The following is a 17467-nucleotide window of genomic DNA, read 5'->3' as shown; positions in this document are numbered from 1 at the left end:
CGGCGCGTCCGATGGTTCGACAGTCCCCGGGCGGCGGCCGTGTCCGTCGCATCGTCGCGGGGGTCGCGACGGTGGCCGTCCTCGGGCCGCTGGCCTGGCTCTGGCAGGACAGCCTGATGCCGGAGGCGTACTCGGTCATGGACATGGGGTACGCCGACTACGGAGGCGGCCCGCACGGCCCCTCCGGGCACGAGACGCACGCGGCGGGAGGAGCCTCGGCCCATGCGTCGGCCCACGCCGGGGCTCATGCCGGGGCCCACGGGCCGGGGGCCGGGCGCGACGTGACGGAGCTGATCGCCGACGCCGGCCGCCCGGCCGACGTCTCGGTGACCATGGTCGCCCGCAAGCAGCCCTTCCGGCTGCCCTCCGGCCGCGCGTTCGACGGCTTCACGCTCAACGGCCAGTCCCCCGGCCCCGTCATCAAGGCGGCCAAGGGACAGCTGGTCCAGGTGCGGCTGATCAACGAGTCGGTGCCGGGCGGCATCACGCTGCACTGGCACGGCGTGGACGTGCCCAACGCCGAGGACGGGGTCGCCGGCGTCACGCAGGACGCGGTCGGCATCGGCAAGGAGTTCACCTACCGGTTCGTCGCCGATCGCGCGGGCACCTTCTGGTACCACTCTCACCAGATGTCGCACGAGCAGGTCCGAGGGGGGCTGCTCGGGGCGCTGGTGGTCGAGCCGGGACCGGGCAAGGGCGAGGTCACCGACGCCGTGGCGCTGGTGCACCTGTACAACGGGGTCCGCACCGTCAACGGGCTCGAGGGCGACGTCCGCGTCGAGGCGAAGCCGGGCGCGCGGGCGCGGGTGCGGGTCGTCAACACCGAGTACGGCGTCATGCCGGCCTGGGTCAGCGGCGCCCCGTACCGGCTGGTGGCCGTCGACGGCACGGAGGTCAACGGGCCCGCGCCGGTCACGGGCAAGGCCCTCGCGGTCGCCGCCGGAGGACGCGCCGACATCGAGGTGACCATGCCCGAGAACGGCTCCCCCGTCCGGATCCACCTGGGCGGCCCCACCGGCGTCGTGCTCGGCTCGGCGTCGTACGACGCTCCCCCGGTGTCCCGGCCGGCGGCGACGCTCGACCCGCTCACGTACGGCACCCCGGCGCGGCCGGCCTTCGACCCCGGCAGACCCGACCGGCGGTTCGAGTACGACATGGGGCGCCGTCCCGGCTTCCTCGACGGGGTCCCGGGGCTGTGGTGGACGATCAACGGCCACCTCTACCCCGACGTGCCCATGTTCCACGTGACCGAGGGCGACGTGGTGCGGATGCGCATCGCCAACCACAGCGGTGAGCCCCATCCCATGCACCTGCACGGCCATCACGCGGTGGTCCTCAGCCGCGACGGCGTGCCCGCCACCGGCAGCCCCTGGTGGGTGGACTCCCTCGAGGTCGCGGCCGGCGAGTCGTACGAGATCGCGTTCGTCGCCGACAACCCCGGTGTGTGGATGGACCACTGCCACAACCTGCCCCACGCCTCCCAGGGGCTCGTCACCCACCTGGTGTACGAGGGGGTCACCACCCGCTTCACCGTGGGCGGCTCGGCGGAGAACGAGCCGGAGTAGAGCCGCTACGGGGCGGCGGCGCGGAGCGCGTCGCGCTCCCAGAGCGGCGCCCCCCAGCGGCGGGCGACCTCCACGGCGTGCCGGAAGTGCTCGGCGGCCTCGTCCCGGCGGCCCAGGAGGAGGGCGAGCTCGCCCGGCGATGTGCGCGAGCATCGCGCGCCCGCACAGCCCGACCGTCAGGGCCTCCGCATCTGGTACGCGCGCGGTCTCCATGCCCCGGTCGATGTGGGCCCGCAGCCCGCCCACGCCCCCCGGGCGCCCGCCACCTTGGTCAGGGTCCACTCCAGAGCCACCTCGATGGCCCATGCACTGTTGCATATAATTCGCAGATGCATAGTTATGGCATCAAAACGGCGAGCAGGGACCACCTCGAGGAGGCGCGGGCCGTGATGCTCGACACCGTCCATCGGGACTTCGGCACCGGATACGTACCGCGCTGGCACGGCGACATCATCGATCCCGAGCGCTTCTACCTCGCCCCGCCCCGGCACACGCTGCTGGTGGCTGTCGACGAACGGGACGGGGCGGTGGCCGCCACGGCCGCACTGGACGCGCGCGGGCCCACACACCCGCCGTCCCCCCGCTGGCTGGCGGGGCGTTACCCGTCGGGCGAGACCGCGCAGCTGCGGCGGGTGTACGTGCGGCCCGAGCACCGGCGGCGCGGGCTGGCCCGGCGGCTGGTCGCCGAGTTGGTGGCGTTCGCCAAGGCCGACGGCGGCTACCGGTCGGTCTATCTGCATACGTATCCGCATTCGCCGGGCGCGATGGACCTGTGGCGGTCGCTGGGCACGGTTGTCTGCGACGAGCGCGATGAGGTGTCCGGCGGCGGGAGCGGGATCGTCCACTTCGAGATCCCGATGAGGTGACACCCCAATTTAAAATGAAAACCATAATCAGTTACTCTTCGAGAGGTGCCCCATGGCCGGGACACCGGAAAGACGAGAAAGACGACAACGCGCACCATGAGACTCCCCCGCCGTCGGCTGATAGCCGGCCTCCTCCTCACCCCCTTCCTGTCCGGCTGTTTCGCCTCCCCTGCCGGCGGAGGCGCGTCCCCCGCAGGCTCGTCCGGCTCCTCAGAGGGCGGACGGCTTCGGGTGGCGCTCGCCTTCCCCCCCACGGAGAACTTCTCGCCGTATGGGGATGACGCCTACCAACTGTCCCGGCTCGGTGTCTCGGAAGGCCTGACCCAGCTGGATGCCAACGGCACCGCGATCCCGGCGCTCGCGGAGTCCTGGAGCACCGAGAACGGCGGCCACAGCTGGCTGTTCACGCTGCGGGACGCGAAGTTCCAGGACGGCAGTGAGGTCACCCCGGACGCCGTCGCGTCCGCCCTCACCCGTGCCGCGCAGGCCGAGCCGGAGCTGGTCGCCTTGTCCGGGGTGAAGCTGACCGCCAAGGCCGTGGGCGACAACCAGGTGCGCGTCAGTACCGAAACCCCCGACCCCGTGCTGCCGCTGCGGCTGTCCAGTCCACGCCTGGCGGTGTTCTCCCCGAAGGCGTACACGAACAAGGGCACCGTGAACCCTGTCGGCACCGCCACGGGGCCGTTCCAACTGAAGCAGATCACCGGCGACACGGCGGCCTCCCTGGACCGCTTCGACGGCTATTGGGGCGGACGCGCCCAGGCCCCCGGCATCGACGCGACGTTCATAGCCGACGGCACCGCCCGCGCCAACGCGCTGCGCACCGGCCAGGCCGACATCGCCGAGTCCCTGCCCGTCGCCCAGCTCGCCGCCCTGGACAAGGCGACGGTCCATGAGAAGCCGACCGCGCGCAACGTCGTCCTGCACCTGAACACGGAGTCCGGCCCGTTCGCCGACCCGGCGCTGCGGGCCGCCGCCCGGGAGGCCATCGACACCTCCGTCCTCGCCAACACCGTGTACGAGGGCTACGCCAAGCCCGGCCAGGGCATCTACGGCCCCGCGCTGACCTGGGCCGCGGGCAAGCGGATCGAGCCGAAGGGACGGGCGAGGGCCACACATCCGAACGGCGCCTCCATCACGATCGCCACCTACAGCAACCGGCCCGAGCTGCCCGAGGTCGCCCAGGTGCTGCAGCAGCAGCTGCAGAAGGCCGGGTTCAAGGTGAAGCTCGACGTACGTGACGTGGCGCGGTTCGAAGGCGACGCGCTGGCGGGGAAGTTCGACGCCGTCGTCTACGCCCGCAACGTCTTGTCGGACACCGGGGACCCCGTCTCCGTCCTCGCCAGCGACTACACCTGCGAGGGCAGCAACAACCAGTCCCAGCTGTGCGACAAGAAGGTCGACCAGGCCGTCGCCAAAGCCGCATCCGTCACCGACGCCGTCCAGCGCCAGGACGCCGCCATGGCGGCCGAAGCCGCCGTCCTGGCCACGGGCGCGGTGGTCCCGCTGGTGCACATGAAGATCGCCATGGGCATCGCCAGGCCGGTCAAGGGGACGCTCATGGACCCGTACGAGCGTCTCGTCGTGGGCACGGGAACCCGGCGCTGAACAGATGTCCGGCCGTGTGAAAGGCGATAACACCGTCATACCCGCCGCGCTGCGCGCCTTCGTGCGGGGCGGCGGGCTCACGCTGGCGTGGCGGGGAGCGCTCACCGCCGCCCTGGTGTGCGTAATCGGACTGCTGCCGTGGCTGTCGCGCACCGATCCGGCGCTGACCGTCCTCAAGGCGCGGTCCGCGGAAGGCGATCCCACCCCGGAGGCCTTGCGGGCCGTACGGGACGAACTCGGCCTGGACGACGGCCCGCTGTGGCTGCTCGTCCACTGGCTCGGCGGGCTGCTGCGCGCGGACGCCGGCCGGTCCTGGGTCTCCGGCACCGACGTGCTGCCCTCCGCCGCCCAGGCCCTCGGCGTGTCCCTCATGCTGATGGCCGGGTCCCTCACGGTTGCCGTGTGCACGGCCGCGGCGGTGTGCATCCGCACGCTGTGGTCCGGCTCGCGGCGCCGGCTCGGCGGACGCGCGGCCGGCGGCACGGCGACAGCGGTACTGGCGGCGCTGCCGGAGTTCCTCATCGCCTCCGTTCTGGCCTCGGTGATCGGCGTGCAGCTCGGCTTGCTGCCCGCCCTCGGCTGGTACGGCCCGCAGTGGATGGTGCTGCCCTCGCTCGCCCTCGGCCTGCCGGCCGGAGCAGTACTCGGTCGCATGCTGGACGACCTGCTGCCCGGCGCGTTCGTCGAGCCGTGGGCCCTGGCAGCCGCCGCCCGCGGCATCCCGCCCACGTCGGTGGCCCGGCAGGCGCTGCGGCGCTGCGTGCCCGCGCTGCTGCCCAACCTGGGGCTGTTCGCGGTCGGCCTGAGCGGCGGCGCCGTGGCCGTCGAGCAGATCTTCGACATCCACGGCCTCGGCCGGCTCACCCTGCGCGCCGCGCTCGCCCAGGACCTTCCCGTCCTCCAGACCGGCACGCTCGCCCTGATCGTGCTCGCGGCGACCGCCGGGGTGCTGGCCCGGCTCGCGGCCAGGCTGCTCATCGGACCGGCGCTGCGCGACGGCGCCCTGCACAGCCTGCACCGGCCCACCCCGCCCGCGCCGCGGACGTTGCCACTGCTGTACGGGGCGCTGCTCGCCGCCGTCATCGGCCTCGGCCTTCAGCGCGACCCGCTCGCCCTGGACACCGCCGCCCGTCTCCAAGCCCCGTCCTGGATGCACCCGTTCGGCACCGACGCCCTCGGCCGCGACGTCCTGGCCCGCATCGGCCACGGCGCCCTGAACACCCTCGCCATCGCCCTGGCGGTGAGCGCCGCCGCCCTCGTCACCGGCGCGCTCCTGGGTCTGCTGCCCCGGCTGTCCAGACCGATGGCCGACACCGTCAACGCCGTACCCGCCGTCCTGGCCGGCCTCCTTGTCACTGGGATCGCGGGCGGCGGCCCGTGGACACCCGCACTCGCGGTCGCCGCCGTCGCCTGGGCACCGCTGGCGACCCACACCTCGGCCCTCCTGGAGCAGGAGCGCGCCACCACCCACCTGACCGCCACCCGAGCGCTCGGCGCCGGACCCTGGTACCTGCTCACCCGAGAGCTGCTCCCAGCCGTCCTGCCACCCGTGATCCGCCATGCCCTGCTACGGCTGCCCGGCATCGCCCTGAGCCTGGCCGCCCTCGGCTTCCTCGGCCTCGGCTCCCAGCCGCCGTCCCCGGAGTGGGGCCTGCTGCTCGCCGAGAACCAGCCCTACGCAGAACGCGCCCCCTGGGCCGTCCTCACCCCGGCCGCCGTCCTCGCCCTGCTCGGCGCGCTGGCGGTGACGGCGGCGGGCGGCGTACGCCGGCCCCGGCTGAAGCCGCGCTCAGGCCAGCCGGCCCAGCCGGCGCAACTCGTGCCGGAGCCACCCCAAACACCCCTACTCACACCACCCACGCACACTCCTTGAGCGGCCCCCCATGACGTACTTGATCTCCCGCACCCTCGCCCGAGCCACCCGGATCCCGAAGCCCGCACGCCGGCGGACCTGGACGAAGCTGTCACCGCTCCTGCGCCTGCTAATCCTCACCCAGTTCGCCTTCAACATCGGCTTCTACGCCGTACTGCCGTTCCTGGCCCAACACCTCGGCACCGCGATCGGCATGGCCGGCTGGATGGTGGGCTTCGTCCTGGGTTTGCGCACCTTCAGCCAACAGGGACTGTTCGTCGTCGGCGGGTGGCTCGTGGACCGCTACGGCGTACGCCCGATCGTCCTGACCGGCTGCACCCTGCGGATCGCCGGGTTCGCCTGGCTGGGGTACGCCGAGACGACCTGGGCCGTGATCGGGGCGGTGCTGTCGATCGGCTTCGCCGCCGCCCTGTTCTCCCCCGCCGTCGAATCCGAGGTGGCCCGGCAGGCGATGATCACGGAGCAGGAGGGGCACGGCCCCCGCACGAGGGTGCTGGCGCTGTTCACCGTGGCCGGCCAGGCGGGTGCCTTCGTCGGCCCGCTGCTCGGTGGCCTGCTGCTCGCCGTGGACTTCCGCATCGCCTGCCTTGCCGGGGCCACCGTCTTCGTGTTCGTCCTGGCCGGGCACGCGTGGCTGATGCCCCAGCACATCCCCGGCCGTACGCCGACCCGGGAGCGAGGCGGGGTACGCGCGATGCTGCGTAACCGCCGCTTCCTCGCCCTGTGCTGCGCGTACGGCGCCTATCTGCTCGCCTACAACCAGCTCTACCTCTCCCTGCCGGACGAGGTGGAGCGCGCGGCCGGCTCCCAGACGCCCCTGTCCTGGCTGTTCGCTCTCTCCTCCCTGCTGGTCGTCTTCGCCCAGCTCCCCGTCACCCGCGGGATCGGCGACCGGCTCGACCTGCGCCGCTCCATGGCCATCGGGCTGCTCCTCGTCGCGGCCGGCTTCGCGGTCGTCGCCGCCGCGCGCCCCGCTGACTGGACGGGTGTCGCCGGTCTGCTCCCCGCCGCGGGATACGTCGTCCTGCTCACCCTCGGCCAGATGCTGGTCGTCCCCGCAGCCCGCGCCTGGGTGCCCGATCTCGCCGAGAACGGACGGCTCGGCCTCTACACCGGCGCGCTGTCCTCTGTCTCCGGACTGATCGTCCTCATCGGCAGCTCCGCCACCGGCTTCCTGTTCGACCTGGGCCTCCCTACCGCCGTGCCATGGTTGCTCCTCGCCGCCGTCCCGGCTCTGGCGGTGGCCCTGCTGCCCCGCAGTCCGGGAGAGGCCAGGGTCGCGGGGGCGGCGCCCGGTGAGCCGGCACCGCCGCGCTGACGCCGGCGGGGTGTCGTGGTCGCGTTGCCCTCCAGGATGCGGTCGCGGACGTAACTTGTCTTGGCTAAGTTAGCATGTTAAGTTACTGGATGTGGAACGCAGCCTGAGCTTCTACCTGCACGTTCTGACGGCCCGCCTGGATCGGGCGGCTGACCGGATCCTGCGGGCCGAGCACAACGTGTCCTACAGCCGCTTCCTCGCCCTCGCCCTGGTCGGCGAGCTCGAGGGCGCCACTCAACGCGTCCTGGCCGAATACCTCGGCGTCACGGAGCCGTCGGTGAGCCGCATGACCGGCGTCCTGGCCGGCGAGGGGCTGCTTGACGTGCAGCCCGACCCGGCCGGGGGCAACCGCCGCCGGCTGCGTCTGACAGAGCGGGGTGCGCGACTCGTCGCCGCGGGACAGCGGACCCTCGAAGACCGGCTGGCCATGGTGGTGGCCGAAAGCGGCGTGCCGTACGACCAGTATGTCCGTTACACCGCCCAGCTGCTTGAGACGTTCGACCGCCTTGAAAGGGAACGAGAGGTGTCCACATGAGCACGATCGCCCACTCCGCCGATGGCACGCCGATCAGCTACCAGAGCGTGGGATCCGGTCCTGACCTCCTCATCGTGGGTGGCGCGAATCGCACCGCCAAGGATTACCTGCCGCTGGCCACCGCGTTGGCCGGCGCCTTCACCGTGCACGTGGTCGACCGGCGCGGGCGCGGCGCCAGCGGCCCCCAGGGACCCGACTACAGCCTGGAGAAGGAGGTGGAAGACCTCCTTGCCGTCCAGAAGCGGACGGGGGCACGCCTGGCGGTCGGTCACAGCTACGGCGGTCTGGTCGTCATGGAAACCGCGCGCGTGCTCCAGCTCTTCGATCGCGTCGCCGTCTACGAACCCGGCGTCATCGCTCAGCCCGAACCCACCGCCTGGATGGCGCCTTACCGCGAACGCCTCGCCGCGGGCGACGCTTATGGCGCGTTCATCCATTTCATTCGCGGTTCGGGAGGCGCACCGGCCTTCATGACCAAGATGCCGGACTGGTATCTGCGCCTGGTGCTCCGCGTCGTTTTCCGGGGGCCGGCCTGGCGGAGCCTGCTCGAGCCCAACCTGGCCGAACACGAGCAGTTAGCGGCCCAATACGGACGGCTCCCCGAGTTCGCCGCCGTCAGCGCGCAGGTGCTGATCCTTGACGGCAGCCGCAGCACCCCCGCCGCCAAGGCCAACTGCGCCGCTCTGCGCGACACCCTGCCCCACGCCACCTACGAAACCCTGGAGGGGTTGAACCACTTTGGCCCGGAAGGCAAATCAGCCCGGGTCGTGGCCAAGCGAGTGCTGGCGTTCTGCCGCTGATAGCCGAGGTCAACTCATCGCTCATCGCCGCGAGGATGTCACGCCACCGGCGCGGGTCCTGCATGCCGGCCTCGTACGTCGCCCCTGCCAACGAGCGGGGCAGCTGAGACCTCCCCGGCCAGGCGGTAGCGCAGGGCGATGGGTTCTCACGGTCAAGTCTTCCTAGCTAGCCGTTGCGCACGAGCCGCCACCGATTGTCGGCGGTGCCGTTGTCCGAGTCCTGGACCGCGAATGCGCCGACAGCCGTGGAGTTGTTCTGGATGGCGAGCAGCTTGCCGCTGTTCACGTTGCGAATCTTGTAGGTGCCGTCGCCGAGGTCGACGAGGGTCCAGCGGTGGTCGGCGGTGCCGTTGTCGGACCATTGGAGTACCTGTGCGCCGTCCGCGGTTGACATGTCGCGCACGCCGAGCACCTTACGGCTGTTGACGTTGCGGAACCGTACTGCGTCGCCATCCGCGATCATCTCCCAGTTGTGGTCGGCGGTACCGGAGTCCGACCACTGCAGCGCGAGGCCGCCGTCGGCTGTGGACATGTTCTGGATGCCCAGCACCAGGCCGCTGCCCACGTTCACGAGGCGGTGGCTCGCGACGCTCTGCCCACTGGCGTTCCAGTAGACCGTGTAGTTGTGGCCGTGCGCCTCATAGAACGGGCCTAAGTTGACCGTGGATCCGTTGGCGGTCGCGGTGAAGGCAAGCTCGGTGCCGCTGGTCCGCCTGATCGAGGAGGTGTTCAGGGACGGCAGGGAGCTGAGCGTGGTGTTGCCGTAGTTACCGGACAACACGACCGGTCCATAGGTCGCCGCGACCACGTTCGCGTTGTCGTTGGCCGCCCGCATGACGATTTGCATGGGCAGGCGCACGGTGACGGTGTCGCCGGAGGTCCAGGAGCGGGTGAGGATGGCGTAGCCGCCGGGCGTGGTGGCGATGTTCTGTGCGGTGCCGTTGACGCTGACAGTGGCCCCGCTGGTCCAGGAGGGGATACGGATACGCATCGACCATGACCCGCTCACGTCGCCGGTGACCTCCAGAGTCGTGGTGTCGCCGACGGGGTAGGAGGTGGTCTGGGTGACCGTGATCCCGCGCTGTGACCAGGTCAGCACCGACGGCAGGAACATGTTCACGATCAGCGTGCTGTCGCTGTAGAAGTAGATGGAGTCCATCAGCCTGGTGTGCATTTCCAGGCCGGTGCCCTGGCAGCACCAGAAGCTGTCATAGTCGGTGCTCCAGGTGCCGCCGCCCCACGCCGGTCCCACACCACGGCGGCCTCCCGGCTTGAGCGGGGTGAAGTAGGTGACGTGCCCGTGGCTGTCGGCGGGATTCTGCTGGCCGATCATCTGGTTCAGCCACGCCCGCTCGTAGTAGTCGAACAGCGCGGCCCGGTTCGGATCCAGCGAGAACAGCTCCCGGGTGAGCGTCAGCATGTTGAAGGTGTTGCAGCTTTCGCACGTGTCCTGGTTCAGGTAGGCGGCGATGGCGTTGGGCGGCCGGAAGTGCTCGGCCTGGCTGTTGCCGCCGATGATGTAGGTGTGCGCGTTGACGCACATGTTCCAGGCGTTGGTGGCGATGTCGCGGTAGCGTGTGGTGCCGGTGGCCTTGTACTCCCGGGCTGCGCCGATCCACTTGGGAACCTGGGTGTTAGCGTGCAGTCCGTTGAGCTGGTCCTGGTTGGCCGCGAGCGGGTTGAACACCGCGGCGTGGTCGAACCGTTGCGCGGCGGTCAGCCAGCGCGCGTCGCCGGTCTGCTGGTAGATGTCCGTCAGCACGGCGTTCATGCCACCGAACTCGGTCCGCAACATGGACTGCATCTGTTGGCCGCTCAGCCGACCTGTGCGCCAGTCGACCCACCCAGCCAGGCTCAACAGCACGTCTCGGGCCTGGGTACTGCCCAAATGGCGCCAGACCTCCAGCAGGCCCGCCAGGGTCTTGTGGATGCAGTAGTACGGCACGTTGCCGTTGGACAAAGTGCCTGCCTCGAGAGCGCTGAAGTCGGACTCCGGGAAGCCGGACAGATACCCGGTGTTGAACCCGGCGGCGCCGTTGTTGGCTTGGCACTTGGCCAGCTCCGCCACCATGGAGTTGGCCTTGTCCCGGCAGGTGGTGTCCCCTGTCACCGCATAGGCCTGCGCCCATGCCGCGAGGAAGTGCCCCTGCACATGGGTGCGGAACGGGAAGTCGCGCGCGTCCCAACCGCCGTTGGAGGCGGCACCGTTGGTGGACAACCGGTGGTTGGCCCGGAAGTTGTACAGCAACCGATTGACATCGACGAACCGCAGATAGTTCAGCGTACGGTTCTGGTTGTCCAGCCAGCGACTGGCGGTCAGCCGCACCTGACCGAGTTCGAACGCATACGCCGATACACCGATGTCCGGTCGAGCCGGGGCGACCGCGGCCCTGGCCGCGGAGACGCCGACCTGCCCGATGGCGGAGGCGGCGACGGAGATGCCGGCGGCCTGGAGCAACCGGCGGCGGCTGAACGATGAGGACGACACATGGCCTCCTGGGCGTCTCAAGGACACGGTTGCTGTTGGCGCGAACAGACCAGGACGGGTCGCTGCCGGCAAGAATGACGGGCGCTCTCGCCGGGGTGCCAGAATCACTCAGTCCCCAACGCGAGGCCAGCCCGGCAGGTTGACTTCAGTGCACTTGTTAACGCTAACAAAGTATGGGCGAACCGAAGCTCCACTCCTTGAAGGAGTCATGGACGGTGGTACCGCAGAGCCAATACGAGGCGACCGGATCCGTCAAGGCCCAGCCGCCCTTCCCGCGGGCCCTTACGCCGCACGCAGAGCCTCATCTGCCTCTATGGAGCCGGCATCCCACTATCCGAGGATGCCTGTGATGGAAACTTTCATCGCCTGCGCCCCCGTACGTCTGCGAAAATCCTGGTGGGCCCGTCCGGCAGGGTTGGCGCCGCGACCCGCTCCCGCGCCTCTCCGACTGACCGAACAAGGGACACCACATCCAAGCTCACGCCGCTTCCTTCGTCTGGTGGCTGATGCCGGGTGCGCCCGTGGGCCCTCCACGTCCGGGGCCGGATGCGGACCGATGCCGACCGTCAGGGCTCTGACGGTGATCTGTAGGCGGAGGGCGAACTCGCCCATGCGCACCTCAAAGCCGACGGTGGCATCCCGGGCCACCTCCGGGTGGCAGGTGGCGCGGAAGGCCATGGCCACCGATTCGGCGGTGACGACCTCGCCGGGCAGGGCTCACCAGGGCAGGGCTCACCGGGGCAGGGTTCGCCGGGGCAGGGTTCGCCGGGGCAGGGTTCGCCGGGCAGGGCTCACCAGGGCAGGGCTCACCGGGGCAGGGTTCGCCGGGGCAGGGTTCGCCGGGGCAGGGCTCGGTCATCGTGCGGGCGCCCCAGCGGCCGAGCTCGGTCAGTGCCGATTCCAGATCGCGTCCGTGGTCGGTGAGCTCGTAGACGATCGCGCGCTCGGGGTGGGCCAGCGCGCGGCGGGTAGCCAGGCCCGCCTCCTCGAGTTGCTTGAGGTGGGTCGACAAGATGTCGGTCGGAATGGCGGGAACCTACGAGGCGTCCGCCGCGGTGTGGCCGCACCGGACCGGTGAGAGCGCACCCTGTTCCGCCTGCCGTACGAGAGCGCGGCCCGCGCGGAAGAGGTCTGGGCACTCGGCGTCGCCGGCCTCGACCAGCGCAACCGACGCGCTCGCGTACGGCGCAAGGGCGGCGCGCTCGACATCATCGTCTGGCAAGCGCCGACGCCCCGGCTGCTGCCGCGCTTGCTGGACGGCCGCCGGGCCGGGCCGGTGTTCCGCACCGACCGGCGCGCCTGCCTGGCGCTGCCGCCGGCCGACCTCGAGCCCGCCTCCGGCCGGGCCCGGCTGTCCTGGCGCTGGGCCGCCGAGCTGTTCGAGCAAGCAACCACTGATCTGCCTGGCGGCTCGTGCAGGCTGCACCAACCGCGTGACAGCGCGCTGACCCACGCTGCCGGAGAGGGCGCCGACACCTCCACGCCGCCGGCCTGCTCAGGCCACACCTCGGTCGCCTCGCTGGCCCGCTACGCCCGCGTCTCACCGGAGGCGCCGGCGCCCCTCAGCGTCCGGCTACGCCGAGCCTGCTCTCCTGGGCACCAACCCGCACATCCAGCGAAATACACCTCTTTAGGAGGTATCGAGTTGTTTGGGCGGTTTGTCATGAATTACTGTACAGCGGCACCCCCCGAATCCTCCTATGCGTCCCAAAGAGGCTGGTCATGGCTATGTCCCGAAATATCAGGAAAAGCTGGGCGGTGGTGGTCGCCATCGTCCTCGCCTTGGCCATGGCGTCCCCGGCGTCCGCCGCCACCGCGTCCGCGCCCAAGCGGCCGAACATCATCTTCTTCCTCGTCGACGACATGTCGGCCGAGCTGCTCCAGTACATGGACACGGTCAAGAGCCTCGCCCACGACGGCACCACGTTCAGCGACTACTACGTGGCCGACTCGCTCTGCTGCCCGTCCCGGGCGACCATGTTCACCGGCGAGTTCCCGCACAACACCGGCGTGCGCACCAACCAGGGCTACGATCACGGCGGCTATTCGGCGTTCCAGAAGCATGAGAGCAGGACGTACGCCGTCTCCCTGCACCAGGCCGGATACCGCACGGGCTACCTCGGCAAGTACATCAACGAGTACCCCGCGGGACGCGGCTACAAGGTGCCGCCGGGCTGGGACGAGTGGCATGTGAGCGCGGCCGGCGGCTACAACGAGTTCAAGTACCGGCTCACCCACTACATCAGGGAGGAGTCGGGCAACAGGCGGAAGACCGATCCCTCTGGCGGCAAGTACCTGGTGGACGAGCTGGGGCAGCGGGCGGTCGGCTTCATCGAGCGCTCCCGCAGGTACGCCCCGGGCGAGCCGTTCTTCCTCCAGGTCTCCCCCTTCTCGCCGCACAACCGGGTCAACGTCAAGCCCGGCGACACGGAGCCGCGCTTCCCGCCGGCGGAACGTGACCGGCCGAAGGACCGCTTCCCCGGCGGGGAGTTCCCCCACGGCGACTGCGGGGGTCCCGACTGCGACAGCATCGACGTGGCGTCCCTGCCCTCGTTCAACGAGGACACCGCCGACAAGCCCTCCTGGGTACGGCGGGCGCCGCTCGGCCCGAAGATCGTCAACCAGCTCCGTGAGGACTTCCGCGACCGGATCCGCATGGTGCAGTCGATCGACGACATGGTGGGGCACGTCCTGTCCGCGCTGACCGAGCAGGAGAAGCAGAACACGTACATCGTCTTCACCAGCGACAACGGCTTCCACCTCGGGCAGCACCGCCTGGTGCGCGGCAAGGCCACCGCCTACGACCACGACGTACGGGTGCCGCTCCTGGTACGGCGCCCGGCCGCCGGGCCGCGCGGCGACTTCGCGACCAGCGCCATCGCCCAGAACGTGGACCTGTTCGCGACCTTCCTCGACATGGCCGGCGTCGACAGGGCGACGCGTGACAGCCGCGACGGCCGCAGCCTGCTCCCCCTCATCCAGGGCCAGAAGGTGACCGGCTGGCGCGACGCGGCACTGATCGAGCACGTCAAGCCGACCCCGAACGCGCCCGGCCAGCAGGACCCCGACGCGGACGCCCTCAAGAAGGGCAACTCCCGTCCGCCCACCTACAACGCCGTGCGGACCGCCGGGGACCTGTACGTCGAGTACAAGGGCGATCCGACGCCCGAGTACTACAACACCGTCACCGATCCACGGGAGGAGTCCAACGACCCGCGCAACGCCAGAACGGCCGGCCTGAGCAAGGCCCTGGCCGCTCTCGTGAGTTGCGGCAAGCCCGGCGCGGTGGACTGCTGGACGGCGGCTCACCTGCGCTGACCCGCCTCCGGGCGGGAGCGGCCCTGGGACGACTCCGGGGGAACGGCTTGACGGATGATCTTCGATGCACCAGATTGTTCGCGTCTTTCAGGACCGTTCCCAAGGAAACCCATGAAGCGAAGCATCGTCGGTGTCGTCGTGGTCGCGGGCATGGTGCAGCTCGCCACCACGCCCGCGCAGGCAGCAACCAAGATAGACCCGGTCAAGGCGCTCACGTCCGAGTTGGCCGCCGGCAGGGCCGTCAACGTCCGGTCCACGGTGAAGGTGACCTTCGCGCGCGACCTCGTCACCACCTCCGACCTGGAGGGCACGATCGGATTCGGCCCTCGGGGCGCGACCGCGTCCGATGTGGCCCAGACCCTGCGGTACAGCGAGAAGCTGCGCCGCAGCATGATGAAGGCGAGCCCGGAGGAGACCGAGGCCCTGCAGGAAGGGCCGATCAGAATGATTTCCTCCGGGGACGCGAGCTACGTCTCCGGTCCGGTGGTCGACGACGCGCTGCCCGAGGGCACGAGCTGGGTGCGCTACCGGCGGACGGAGCTGCCGGCGAGCAATCTGCTGCTCGAGATCCTGGAGCCTGCCACGCTCAAGACGCTCCTGGCCCACCGGACCTCCTACCGCGACGGGGTGGTGAAGGGATCGATCAAGGCCACCAAGCTCGCCGCGGTCTCCTCCTCCTTCGCCTCGCGCTTCGGGACGCGCTTCAAGAAGGGCCGCGACGGCAAGATCTCCTACACCCTGTGGCTCGGCCCGGCCGGCCTGGTCGAGCGCCTGTCCGCCAAGGCCGTCCTGCCCCGCGCCAAGGGCTCCGTCACGATCGAGTCGAGCAGCCGGTACGCGGACTGGGGCCGTCAGGTCACCGTTCTCCTGCCTCTGCGGGGAGAGGTGATCGACCGGGAGCAGGTCGCGGACGACGTGCCGTACCAGGCCCCGGGGATCTGGAACTAGGCGGACGGCGCTCACGGCCCCGTTCTGACGGTCAGCCTGCGGAGCTCGTATCCGCCGATGTCGTTGTTGAAGCTCACCTGGGGCGCCGACGCCATCCGGACGCCGTCCATGGCGAAGAGGCGGCTGAGGAAGACGTCGGCCTCCAGGACGGCGATGCCCGCTCCGGGACACCGGTGCGGGCCGTCGCCGAAGGACAGGGCCGCGGCGCCCGTACCGCCGCCGTCGATGGCGCGGCCGGGGCACATCGACAGCGGCTGCGAGCCCACGGCTCGGGGATCGGTGTTCGCCGCGTCGACGAACACGTCGATCAGCGCGCCCGCGGGCACCGTGACCGGCCCGTCGTCGCCGGGCAGGTCGAGCGGGGCCGTGGTGCGCCGGCGCAGCCGCGCCACGACGGGTTCGAGCCGCAGGATCTCGTGCAGGACGGCGAGGCGGCCGGGCTCGTCCGCCGCGCGATAGCGCTCCAGCAGCCCGTCATCGGTGAACAGGTGCCAGGCCGCGACGCAGATGAACTCGCGCGTGGTCACCATGCCGGCCGCGGCGAAGGTCAGGCACTCGCCGAGGATCTCGGCGGCCGTGCAGCCCTCGGAGAGCAGGTGCGAGATGAGGTCGTCGCGCGGCTCGCGGCGGTGGTCGCGGATCGCCGGGCGGACGTCGGCCAGGTAGACGCGCAGCCAGTTGACGTTCTGCCGGACCAGCCAGTAGATCCCGCGCGGGCTGGTCAGGCCGGGCCTGCCGAACTTCTCCGGAAAGAAGCGTTCCAGCCTGCCACGGATGCCGGGCCTGCTCGACGTGAGGCCGATGATCGCGCTCGCCACCTCGATCGCCATGCCGAAGCTCAGCTCGGAGAGCTGTGCCTCGCCCGCTTCCCGCAACGTGGCGAGCTGCCTTTCGGCGGTCTCCGCCATCAGAGCGCGATAGCGCTCGTCCACGCGGCGGGGGGTGAAGTACTTCGCGGTCTGCCGGCGGTGCTCGCGGTGCTCGGGCCCGTCCCGGTAGAGGACGGGACGGCGGATCCTGGCGGGCAGCTTCTCCACGGTCTCGACGCCCAGCCCGGCCTGGACGGTGCCGTCGCCGCGCAGCACGGCGCGGGCCTGGGCGTAACCGCGGACCTCCCACGTGCCGTCGCCGGCGTGCCTGACCGGGCAGGTCTCGTGCGCGGTCGGGCGCCGGACCTTGCGCGCGTCCCCGCTGTGGTCGTTCACGCCGGCATGTCTCCCTTGTCATCGGCTGCCGTTGACCATGCTGGTGCGCGCACGGCGGTAGATCAAGGGGCGGGCCTGCGCACTGACGCCCGGGGCCGGGGCTCCTTCCTCAGTACGAGATCACTCGGCCAGGCGCTCGATGGCGAAGGCCGACAGGAAGCCGATGGTGGCGATGAGCCCCGTGAGGGTGTGCGCGCGCTCGAAGGCCTCGGGGATCATCGTGTCGGCCACCATGGCGAGGATCGCGCCCGCCGCGACGCCCATGATGACCGAGGTGACCGCCGGCGAGGCGGACTGCATGGCCAGGTTGCCGAGGAGCGCCGCCACGCCGCTGGCCAGCGCGATGCCTCCCCAGATGCCGAACACGTAGCGGGCGCTACGGCCCGCGCGCTTCATCCCGGCGGCGCTGGAGAGCCCTTCGGGGACGTTCGAGATGAACACCGCGGCGACGACGGCGAGCCCGATCTCCCCGCCGCCCACGAGGGACACGCCGAGCACCACGGACTCGGGCACGCCGTCGAGCAGGGCGCCGACGGCGATCGCCGCGCCGCTCCCCTGGACGTCGGCCTCGCTCGGCTGCTGATCGCCCGAGCGCTTGCGGTGGCGGGCGCCGCGCCGGGCCAGCAGGGCGTTGGCCGCCACGTAGACGCAGGCGCCGGCGAGGAAGCCGGCGGCGGTCGGCAGGAGCCCGCCGGAGCGCTCGGCCTCGTCCATCAGCTCGAACGAGAGCGCCGAGATCAGGACACCGGCCCCGAAAGCCATGATCATGGCGATCGCCCGCTCCGGAACCCGCTCCAGCCAGGCGAACCCGGCCCCCAGGACCAGGGCCCCACCGGCCAGCAGCCCCCACAGCCCCGCCTCAAGCCATTGCGGCATCATCACACCTCCACATACGGGACTGTACGATCTTCGCGCGCCGCCTCGGTACCCGGCCACCGCCTGC

Annotated in this window: 14 protein-coding genes; 9 read left to right on the top strand and 5 right to left on the bottom strand. The window is 70.8% G+C overall.

Annotated elements, in window-relative coordinates:
* Positions 1–11: 11 nt before the first annotated feature.
* The 7 genes from AB0H84_RS28410 (at position 12) to AB0H84_RS28380 (ending at position 8565) form a co-directional block, all read left to right on the top strand.
* Positions 12–1565 carry a multicopper oxidase family protein gene (locus AB0H84_RS28410; protein ID WP_357610437.1) on the top strand — a complete coding sequence of 518 codons (1554 nt, stop codon included), beginning with the start codon at positions 12–14 and terminating at the stop codon, positions 1563–1565.
* A gap of 329 nt (positions 1566–1894) precedes the next feature.
* Positions 1895–2431 carry a GNAT family N-acetyltransferase gene (locus AB0H84_RS28405; protein WP_357610434.1) on the top strand — a complete coding sequence of 179 codons (537 nt, stop codon included), beginning with the start codon at positions 1895–1897 and terminating at the stop codon, positions 2429–2431.
* 96 nt (positions 2432–2527) lie between these two features.
* The gene (locus tag AB0H84_RS28400; RefSeq protein WP_357610431.1) at positions 2528–4039 is read left to right on the top strand and encodes an ABC transporter substrate-binding protein; all 1512 of its coding nucleotides are present in this window, start codon (positions 2528–2530) and stop codon (positions 4037–4039) included.
* Between the two features lie 16 nt (positions 4040–4055).
* On the top strand, positions 4056–5912 hold the full coding sequence (locus AB0H84_RS28395) for an ABC transporter permease subunit (protein ID WP_357610428.1): 1857 nt from the start codon (positions 4056–4058) through the stop codon (positions 5910–5912).
* Between the two features lie 10 nt (positions 5913–5922).
* On the top strand, positions 5923–7230 hold the full coding sequence (locus AB0H84_RS28390; protein ID WP_357610425.1) for an MFS transporter: 1308 nt from the start codon (positions 5923–5925) through the stop codon (positions 7228–7230).
* 91 nt (positions 7231–7321) lie between these two features.
* Positions 7322–7765, top strand: coding sequence for a MarR family transcriptional regulator (locus AB0H84_RS28385; protein WP_357610422.1), 444 nt, complete (start codon positions 7322–7324; stop codon positions 7763–7765).
* Positions 7762–8565: an alpha/beta hydrolase gene (locus AB0H84_RS28380; protein ID WP_357610420.1), complete on the top strand. Its 804-nt coding sequence runs from the start codon at positions 7762–7764 to the stop codon at positions 8563–8565. The genes AB0H84_RS28385 and AB0H84_RS28380 overlap by 4 nt, the downstream gene beginning before the upstream one ends.
* Positions 8566–8731: 166 nt before the next feature.
* Here AB0H84_RS28380 and AB0H84_RS28375 read toward each other — a convergent pair whose 3' ends face one another.
* From AB0H84_RS28375 to AB0H84_RS28365, 3 genes are all read right to left on the bottom strand, one after another.
* Positions 8732–11053: a beta-L-arabinofuranosidase domain-containing protein gene (locus tag AB0H84_RS28375; protein WP_357610418.1), complete on the bottom strand. Its 2322-nt coding sequence runs from the start codon at positions 11051–11053 to the stop codon at positions 8732–8734.
* 619 nt (positions 11054–11672) lie between these two features.
* On the bottom strand, positions 11673–12080 hold the full coding sequence (locus tag AB0H84_RS28370) for a winged helix-turn-helix transcriptional regulator (RefSeq protein WP_357610684.1): 408 nt from the start codon (positions 12078–12080) through the stop codon (positions 11673–11675).
* A gap of 9 nt (positions 12081–12089) precedes the next feature.
* The gene (locus AB0H84_RS28365; RefSeq protein ID WP_357610415.1) at positions 12090–12275 is read right to left on the bottom strand and encodes a hypothetical protein; all 186 of its coding nucleotides are present in this window, start codon (positions 12273–12275) and stop codon (positions 12090–12092) included.
* Between the two features lie 500 nt (positions 12276–12775).
* On the opposite strand from AB0H84_RS28365, the gene AB0H84_RS28360 reads away from it, so the two are divergent.
* Both AB0H84_RS28360 and AB0H84_RS28355 read left to right on the top strand, forming a co-directional pair.
* Complete coding sequence (locus AB0H84_RS28360) at positions 12776–14371, top strand: sulfatase (RefSeq protein WP_357610412.1); 1596 nt, start codon at positions 12776–12778, stop codon at positions 14369–14371.
* A gap of 111 nt (positions 14372–14482) precedes the next feature.
* Positions 14483–15319 (top strand): hypothetical protein, encoded by an 837-nt coding sequence (locus tag AB0H84_RS28355; RefSeq protein ID WP_357610409.1) that lies wholly within the window; start codon positions 14483–14485, stop codon positions 15317–15319.
* A gap of 11 nt (positions 15320–15330) precedes the next feature.
* Here AB0H84_RS28355 and AB0H84_RS28350 read toward each other — a convergent pair whose 3' ends face one another.
* Both AB0H84_RS28350 and AB0H84_RS28345 read right to left on the bottom strand, forming a co-directional pair.
* On the bottom strand, positions 15331–16524 hold the full coding sequence (locus AB0H84_RS28350) for a cytochrome P450 (protein ID WP_357610407.1): 1194 nt from the start codon (positions 16522–16524) through the stop codon (positions 15331–15333).
* Between the two features lie 120 nt (positions 16525–16644).
* On the bottom strand, positions 16645–17400 hold the full coding sequence (locus tag AB0H84_RS28345) for a ZIP family zinc transporter (RefSeq protein ID WP_357610404.1): 756 nt from the start codon (positions 17398–17400) through the stop codon (positions 16645–16647).
* Positions 17401–17467: the final 67 nt, after the last annotated feature.

It is taken from the genome of Nonomuraea sp. NPDC050786 (assembly GCF_040654115.1).
Taxonomy (GTDB): Bacteria; Actinomycetota; Actinomycetes; order Streptosporangiales; family Streptosporangiaceae; genus Nonomuraea.
The sequence above is the reverse complement of the archived record's forward strand: the minus strand, read 5'-3'. Positions and strand labels throughout refer to the sequence as shown.

What these genes read in the sequence shown, in the direction of transcription:
- AB0H84_RS28345 (WP_357610404.1), bottom strand. Translation starts at nt 17,400, where the DNA reads ATGCCGCAATGGCTTGAGGCGGGGCTGTGGGGGCTGCTGGCCGGTGGG.
- AB0H84_RS28380 (WP_357610420.1), top strand. Translation starts at nt 7,762, where the DNA reads ATGAGCACGATCGCCCACTCCGCCGATGGCACGCCGATCAGCTACCAG.
- AB0H84_RS28400 (WP_357610431.1), top strand. Translation starts at nt 2,528, where the DNA reads ATGAGACTCCCCCGCCGTCGGCTGATAGCCGGCCTCCTCCTCACCCCC.
- AB0H84_RS28360 (WP_357610412.1), top strand. Translation starts at nt 12,776, where the DNA reads ATGGCTATGTCCCGAAATATCAGGAAAAGCTGGGCGGTGGTGGTCGCC.
- AB0H84_RS28410 (WP_357610437.1), top strand. Translation starts at nt 12, where the DNA reads ATGGTTCGACAGTCCCCGGGCGGCGGCCGTGTCCGTCGCATCGTCGCG.
- AB0H84_RS28390 (WP_357610425.1), top strand. Translation starts at nt 5,923, where the DNA reads ATGACGTACTTGATCTCCCGCACCCTCGCCCGAGCCACCCGGATCCCG.
- AB0H84_RS28355 (WP_357610409.1), top strand. Translation starts at nt 14,483, where the DNA reads ATGAAGCGAAGCATCGTCGGTGTCGTCGTGGTCGCGGGCATGGTGCAG.
- AB0H84_RS28405 (WP_357610434.1), top strand. Translation starts at nt 1,895, where the DNA reads ATGCATAGTTATGGCATCAAAACGGCGAGCAGGGACCACCTCGAGGAG.